We start from the raw sequence: 6,407 nt of genomic DNA, 5'->3' as shown, positions 1-6,407 counted from the left end.
GAGGAAGGTCTCCCAGCACTGGCGCAGTTCGATGGAGAACGGGTCGAACCCGACCCGCCCGTCCCTCGTCAGCTGCTTCGCCGCGGCACGCAACTCGGCCCAGTTGGCGGGGGTCTTCTTGATCCCCGCCTCGGCGAAGTGGTCCTTGCGGTAGACGACGATGCGGGTGTCGAGGACCACCGGCAGCGCGTACAGCTTGCCGTCGTAGCGCGACGGCTCCAGCACCCGCTTCTCGTAGTCGTGCGCGGTGGCGAACCTCTCCGGGAGCGGGGCGATCGCCTTCTTGGCCGCGAACGGCGGGATCCAGCCGACCCCGATCATCAGCACGTCGGGCAGCAGGCCACCCGCGAGACCCGTGGTGATCTTCTCGTTGAGCTGCGTGTACGTGGTGTAGTCCACGTTCACCTTGACGTCCGGATACTTCTTCCGGAAGCCGCCGAGGATCTGCTTCTCCAACAGCGTCTTGCCGTTGGCCTTTTCGTAGATCGGGGTGAGCAGCGTGATCTCGCCCTCGGCGGGACCGTCGGCGGAGCCGGCGGCCGAGGAGCCGGTGCCGCAGCCGGAGAGTGCGGCCGCGGCAGTACCGGCGCCGATGGCAGCGAGCAGCGACCGTCGATTGAGTTCCATGGGCACCCCTTTTGAGGTGGAGGCAGTGGATCGATCCAGCGATGGCAACCCGGCCATGGCTGGGAAGCGCTGGTAAATCGATGCACTGAGACTAGAAACGCTCTGAGAGGCACGTCAACAGCTGATGCACAACAATTTTCAGGAAAGTTAACGGGTGTACCGGTGAAGAGAGTTCAGTAAATCGGTACACTAGTCTGGCTGAACACGTTCCGAACCGGAGGTGGCATGAGCGGGGTAACGATCCATCAGGTCGCGGAGGCCGCGGGAGTATCCGCGAGCACCGTGTCGAACGTCCTCAACGGGCGTACGGACCGTATGCAGGCGGCCACCCTGGCCCGCGTGGAGCGGGTGATCGAGCAGCTCAGCTACCGGCCCAACCGTGCGGCGCGGATGCTGCGCACCGGCCGGATCAAGGTCATCGGCCTGATCGTGCCGTCCGTCGCCAACCCTTTCTGGGGGGCGCTCGCCCGGGAGCTGGAGGCCATCGCGCTCGCCGAGGGCTACCACGTGCTGCTCTGCAACAGTGAGCGCGACCCGGCCCGCGAGCTCAAGTACGGCGAGGAGCTGCTGGCCGACGGGGTGAGCGGAGTGGTGCTCTGTTCATCGCTGCCCTCGCTCGACCATGTCGCGCCGCTGCTCGGCCGCGGCCTGAAGATGGTCGCCTTCGACCGCACCGCCCAGGCGGGTGATCCGCCGTCGCTGGCCTCCATCAGCGTCGACAACGCGATGGGCGCCGAGCTCGCCACCCGCCACCTGCTTGAACTGGGTCACCGCAGGCTGGCGTTCGTCTCGGGCTCGGTCAACAGTGTCAACCGCCGCGAGCGGCTGCGCGGCTTCCGGGCCGCCCTGGAGTCGGCAGGCCTCGACCCGGCCGACGCGATCGTCTGGCCCGGCGCCGACACCGCCGAGTTCGGCGACAAGGACGCCGCCGAGCTGGGGCGCAACGCCGCCCGCGAACTCCTCGGCCGGCCGCGCCCGCCCACCGCGTTCGTCGCCATAAACGACATGTGCGCGATCGGGATCTGCCGGGGCGCGAAGGACGCCGGGCGCAGCGCCGGACAGGATGTCTCCGTGGTCGGGTTCGACGACATCCTGCTCGCCGACCTCTTCGAGCCCCCCCTCACCACGGTCCGCCAGCCGCTGCCGGAGATGGCCGCCGAGACGTTTCAGCAGCTGCGCGCCCGTATCGACTCGGCCCCGGTCGCGGGGCGCTCGCTCCTCATCAGGCCGAGGCTCGTCGTACGGCAGTCGACCGCGCCCGCACCCGCCGGGGCGACGGTGCCGGTGAGCCGTGCGCGCATCGCCGAGCAGGCGGCCCCGACGGGGGCACGCGGGTGACCGGGGTACGGCAAGCGCGAGGGCGCCGCCACTGGGGCGTGCCCTCGCGCCGGTGACCGGGCGGGCTGTCGGGGCACGGCCACCCGGTGGCCGCCGCGCCCCGCCCGCGCGGTTCAGGAGGCGGTGCAGGCACCGATGGCGGGTGCCGAGGTATTGCCGTTCGTCATGACGGTGAACCCGAACGACACCGAGGCCCCGGCGGCGAGATTCCCGTTGCCGTTGGGCCTCATGGTCATCACATTGCCGCTGCTGTCCCAGGACGGGGTGCCGTTCCAGGTGGTGGACACCTTCTGCGGAGACGTCACCGTGACCGGAACCGTCCAGCCGCTGATCGCGGAACTCCCCGCCCTCACCGTCACCTGCCCGTTGAACCGGTCGCCCCAGGTGTCCGTCCTGGCGTACGTGGCCGTGCAGGTGGCGCCACCGGTGCCGCCGTCGCCACCGCCGGAACCACCCAGCGCCGCCAGTACCGCGGTGTACGCCGGCTTCTTGCCGTAGTCGCCGTCGAACAGCAGGGGAGTTCCGCTGCTGCGCCACGAGTACTTGTCGGTGACGCCCCAGACGGTCATTCCCGCGCAGCGCGACACGGCCAGGCACGCGTTCACGACCTTGGTGTAACTGGCGGCCTGCGCCGAACCCGATCCCTCGATGTCCAGCTCCGTGATCTGGACGTCCACGCCGAGATCGGCGAAGCGCTGCAGATTGGCCTGGTAGTCGCCGGGAACGGGCGAATTGCTGTTGAAGTGCGACTGGAAGCCGACGCAGTCGATGGGCACACCGCGCTGCTTGAAGTCCTTGACCATGGCGTAGACCGCGTTGCTCTTCGCGTTCTGCCCGTCGGTGTTGTAGTCGTTGTAACAGAGCTTGGCGCCCGGGTCGGCGGTCCGGGCGGTGCGGAAGGCCTCCTCGATGTAGCCGCTGCCGAGCTTGTCCTGGAAGGGTGAGCTGCGCCGGGCTCCGCTGCCGCCGTCCTGGTACGCCTCGTTGACGACGTCCCAGGCGTAGATCTTCCCCTTGTAGTGGTCCATCACCTTGGTGATGTGGTTGTTCATCGCGGAGCGCAGATCGTCGGCGCCGAGCCCGCCGAACCAGCCGGGCAGCTGGGAGTGCCAGACCAGGGTGTGGCCGCGGACCCTCATGCCCTTGCCCTGCGCGTGGCTGACGATCTGATCCGCCGAACCGAAGCTGAACGAGTTGCGGGTGCCCTCGACGGCGTCCCACTTCATCTCGTTCTCGGGCGTCACCATGTTGAACTCGGTGTCCAGCGTCGAGGCGTACGCGGACTCGCCCAGGTGGCCCGCGGCGACGGCGGTGCCGAAGTACCGGCCCTTGGCGGCGGCCGAGGCGCCGAGCGTGGTCGCGGCGTCGGCGGTGCCCGCCAGCGACAGGACTCCGGCGGCGGTGAGAACTCCCGCCGTGGCGAGGGCGAATGCCCTTCGTGCCCGGGAGCGCAGTGTCCGGCGTGCGGGTTCTCCACCCGGTGGGGAATTGACGGTCACTTTCCAACACCTTCTTCCGGTCGATCGGATGGTGCGGGGAGCGAGGGAGAGTATGCGCGCGCCGCAAAGGCTCGCCAACGCCACATTTCCGAAATATTTCGATGAGGTTAACTGCTCAAGTGCCCCGCCTGATCGCGTTGACCAGGCAGTATCCGTGCCCATTGATCTTGTGGCTGACTGGATGAGGGGACGGATGCGTACATTCGCATCTGAGAGTTACGAAAGTACGCCGAAAGCTCATGTGATTGAAGCGATGGAGATCGATCGCAATTCCGCTCAAGGGGCGCCGGGACACGGTGGTGCTGGCCACCAAGGCCCACCTCCCGATGGGGGACGACCCCAACCAGCAGGGCAATTCGAGGCGTTGGCTGGTCCGTGCGCTGGACGACTCCCTGCGCAGGCTGGGCACCGACCACGTCGATCTATTCCAGATCCACCGGCCCGCGCCGGACACCGACGTGGAGGAGACCCTCTCCGCCCTCACCGACCTGGTGCGTGCGGGGAAGGTCCGGGCCATCGGCGCCTCCACCTTCCCCGCCTCGGACATCGTCGAGGCGCAGTGGGCCGCCGAGCGGCGCGGTCTGGAGCGGTTCCGCACCGAACAGCCGCCGTACTCGATCCTCAACCGGGGGATCGAGCGCGAGGTGCTGCCCGTCTGCGAGCGCTACGGCATGGGAGCCATGGTCTGGAGCCCGCTGGCACAGGGTCTGCTCACCGGCCGCTTCCGCAAGGGCAGGGCCACCGACAGCGTCCGGGTGGGCCGCGGCTTCAGGCATTTCACCGACGAGCGCCGGCTCGACACGGTCGAACAGCTCATCCCCGTCGCCCAGGACGCCGGGATGTCGCTGACCCACCTGGCGATGGCCTTCGCCATCGCCCACCCCGCCGTCACCTCGGCGATCATCGGCCCGCGCACCATGGAGCACCTCGACGACCTCCTCGCGGGCGCGGGGGCCGTGCTGAGCGACGAGGTCTTCGACCGGATCGACGCCATCGTGCCTCCCGGCACCGACGTCGGGATGCTGGACATGGCCTACGACCCGCCCGCCGTCGGGCAGGCCGGACTGCGCCGCCGCCTGCCCGACGAGCGCTCCGCCGCCTGATCCGGCCCGCCCCGGGGACCGTCCCCGGGCCGCGGCGGCGCCGGCCCGGCTCAGTTCGCCGAGGGGGACCATCCGTTCGCCTCGATGCGGCGGGCGTCGCCCGGTCTGCCCTCGTCGAAGACGGTGCGGCCGCCGTCCTCGACGCGGATAGCGTCGACGTAGGCCCCGCGGCCGACGTACAGCTGGTCCGTGGCGTACCGCCATCGCAGCCGTACCTCGGTGCCGTGCCAGGCCGACAGGTCCGCATCGAGCCGGTGCCAGACCCGGCCCGACCAGCCGGAGACGGAGCCGGCCGGATGGGGTTCGGGCTGCGGCCGTTGGTCCTGCGGCGTCGGTACGGTGCTGAAGGGCACCGGCCGCCAGCTTGTCCCGGCGTCCGCCGAGCCCTCCAGGAGAAGGAAGTCGGAGCCCGGTTCGGTGTCCCACCACAGGGCGCAGCACAGCCGGGCGCGCGACGACGCGAGAGCCAGCGACGGGAGCGTCAGCGTGGCCGAGGACGCACTGGCGAGGCCGGAGAACCATGCCGTACGGCCCCGGGCGGGCGGGACCGCGACGGCGCGCGCCATCTGGTTGGCGGTGGCGACGCGCGGCGCACTGCCGGAACGCCAGTTGCGCACCGGGTGCACCGAGTTGCCCAGCACGATCAGGAAGGAGTCGGTCGTCGGGTCCAGGACCAGGCTGGTGCCGGTGAACCCGGTGTGGCCCGCGGTGCGCGGGGTGGCCATCGCCCCCATGTACCAGTGCTGGTAGAGCTCGAAGCCCAGGCCGTGCGCGTCACCGGGGAACGCCGTGTTGAAGTCGGTGAACAGCAGGTCCACCGAGTGGGCGGAGAGGATCCTCGCGCGCCCGTAGACCCCGCCGTTGAGGAGCGTGCGGGCGAGGATCGCCAGGTCCCAGGCGCACGAGAAGACCCCTGCGTGACCGGCGACGCCGTCGAGGCTGTACGCGTTCTCGTCGTGCACCTCGCCCCAGACCAGCCCGCGGTCCAGTCCGGACCACGGCAGCCGCGCGTCCTCGGTCGCGGCGATCTTCGGCCGCCAGGAAGCCGGCGGGTTGTAGCGGGTGCGGTGCATCCCGAGCGGAGCGGTGATCTGCTCGCGGAGCAGTACATCCTCGGTGCGGCCGGTGATCTTCTCCAGCACCAGCTGGAGCGAGATCAGATTGAGGTCGGAGTAGAGGTATGCCGTGCCGGGCGGGCTCGCCGGTACCTCGTTCCAGATCAGCGCCAGCTTCCCCTCCCGGGTCGGCGCCGAGTAGAGCGGAATCCAGGCGCGGAAGCCCGAGGTGTGCGTGAGCAGCTGACGGATCGTGATGTCCTGCTTGCCGCCGCCGGCGAAGTCGGGGAGGTACGAGGCGACGGTCGCCTCCAGCTCCAGCCTGCCGCGCTCGATCTGCTGCACGGCCAGGATCGAGGTGAACAGCTTCGACACCGACGCCAGGTCGAAGACGGTGTCCTCGGCCATGGCGATCTGCTGCTCCGGCGGGAACTCCACACCGGTGTCGGTCTTCTCGTCGTACGCCGCGTAGCGCAGCGCCTTGCCGATCGGCTCGTGCAGCGCGACCGTCCCGCCCCGCCCGGCGAGCAGCACCGCACCCGCGTACCAAGGGTGTTTGGGGGAGTCGGCGAGATATCTCCGCGCCTGAACGACCAACTGGTCCAGCGGCTCCTGAAGCAGCCCCGCACGGGCGGCGGACCCGCGCCGCAGTGTCGGCCGGTTCTGCCCGGACGGCGACCCCGCCGCGGTTCCTGCGCGCATACCCGACGACCCCGCCCCCGACTCTGTGGCAGACGCCCGCTCCGCGAACGGAATCGGCGCCAGGGCGAGTGCTCCGCCCAGGG

The 6,407-nt window shown here is 69.9% G+C and carries 5 protein-coding genes; 2 read left to right on the top strand and 3 right to left on the bottom strand.

Annotated elements, in window-relative coordinates; translation table 11 throughout:
* Positions 1-627, bottom strand: a 627-nt coding sequence (locus tag J1C73_RS21775) for an ABC transporter substrate-binding protein (RefSeq protein WP_207317898.1), incomplete at its 3' end; no start/stop codon positions are given.
* A 225-nt stretch (positions 628-852) separates the two neighbouring features.
* Here J1C73_RS21775 and J1C73_RS21770 point away from each other — a divergent pair.
* Entirely contained in the window at positions 853-1,965 is a 1,113-nt protein-coding gene (locus tag J1C73_RS21770; RefSeq protein WP_207317897.1) for a LacI family DNA-binding transcriptional regulator, read from the top strand.
* Between the two features lie 113 nt (positions 1,966-2,078).
* Here J1C73_RS21770 and J1C73_RS21765 read toward each other — a convergent pair whose 3' ends face one another.
* Positions 2,079-3,419 carry a glycoside hydrolase family 10 protein gene (locus J1C73_RS21765; protein WP_242644512.1) on the bottom strand — a complete coding sequence of 447 codons (1,341 nt, stop codon included), beginning with the start codon at positions 3,417-3,419 and terminating at the stop codon, positions 2,079-2,081.
* 290 nt (positions 3,420-3,709) lie between these two features.
* Between J1C73_RS21765 and J1C73_RS21760 the strand changes: the two genes are divergently transcribed.
* Positions 3,710-4,567, top strand: coding sequence for an aldo/keto reductase (locus tag J1C73_RS21760; protein ID WP_207317895.1), 858 nt, complete (start codon positions 3,710-3,712; stop codon positions 4,565-4,567).
* 50 nt (positions 4,568-4,617) lie between these two features.
* Here the strand turns inward: J1C73_RS21760 and J1C73_RS21755 are convergent.
* On the bottom strand, positions 4,618-6,407 hold a 1,790-nt coding region (locus J1C73_RS21755), incomplete at its 5' end, for a serine hydrolase domain-containing protein (protein WP_207317894.1).

The organism is Streptomyces laculatispora, from assembly GCF_017353455.1.
GTDB classification, from domain to species: domain Bacteria; phylum Actinomycetota; class Actinomycetes; order Streptomycetales; family Streptomycetaceae; genus Streptomyces; species Streptomyces laculatispora.
Note: the sequence above shows the minus strand (reverse complement) of the source record. Positions and strands in the feature narration are given on the sequence as shown.

Coding starts and splice junctions, on each gene's coding strand:
- J1C73_RS21770 (WP_207317897.1), top strand. CDS start 853: ATGAGCGGGGTAACGATCCATCAGGTCGCGGAGGCCGCGGGAGTATCC.